1 protein-coding gene and 2 pseudogenes are annotated in these 709 nt (G+C 64.0%); 2 read left to right on the forward strand and 1 reads right to left on the reverse strand.

Going from position 1 to position 709, the window contains the following annotated elements:
* Positions 1-277: hypothetical protein (locus tag BIV23_RS51045; protein WP_177240277.1), on the forward strand; the 277-nt coding region annotated here is incomplete at its 5' end.
* A gap of 79 nt (positions 278-356) precedes the next feature.
* Here the strand turns inward: BIV23_RS51045 and BIV23_RS53030 are convergent.
* Positions 357-539: pseudogene (locus BIV23_RS53030) on the reverse strand (GNAT family N-acetyltransferase); the annotation flags it as partial.
* A 32-nt stretch (positions 540-571) separates the two neighbouring features.
* Between BIV23_RS53030 and BIV23_RS54255 the strand changes: the two are divergent.
* Positions 572-709, forward strand: a pseudogene (locus BIV23_RS54255) (IS5/IS1182 family transposase); the annotation flags it as partial.

Genomic DNA, 709 nt, shown 5'->3' on the forward strand with positions numbered 1-709 from the left:
CAACCACAAACGCGCCTTCCCCTTCCCTGAAACCCACTGCAACGACCACAACAACCACGACGACGACAACGAAGACCACGCCCTCCCCCACACCACCAAACCCCCCACAACCCCCACACCCCGCAAAGACACCCCCACCGACACCGCCGCCGAATGGAGCACCAACCTCCTGAGCACCCAACACATCCTCATCGCAACAGGCGGCCTGCTCATGCTCCTCGGAATGCTCGCCACCGCCTGGCACCGCCGACACCGCAACAACGGCACCGACGAATAGGCCCTGTCCGCGAAATCAAGCCGGACCCATTCTTCGGGAATCCGTATCACCGAGGGACTACGGAGCATCTCCGTCGGGATCAGACGGCGATCCGCTTGCGGTGGCGGACGTAATCGTTCTGGCGTTGGATCCCTACCATCTCGTAGAGGTCGTAGGACCGGTGCGGATTCGCAGTTCCGGTGTGCAACCGGGTGTTCTGCGCACCATGCTTGCGAAGACACCGCAACACGTCCAGCAGCACGGCTCGCCCAAGTCCCAGACGAGGCGTGGGATCTGCTGCGGCCGATGCTGCCCATGAGAAACGGCCGGTGCGGCCGGTGGCGGGGCCACCGCCAGGTGATCGACAGCCTCCTGTGTCGGATACGGACGGGGGTGCAGTGCCATGACCTGACCGAACACCACTTCCCCCGACCTCACACCGCGTCAGGAACC

Origin of the sequence: Streptomyces monashensis (assembly GCF_001866665.1) — a bacterium.
GTDB classification, from domain to species: Bacteria; Actinomycetota; Actinomycetes; order Streptomycetales; family Streptomycetaceae; genus Streptomyces; species Streptomyces monashensis.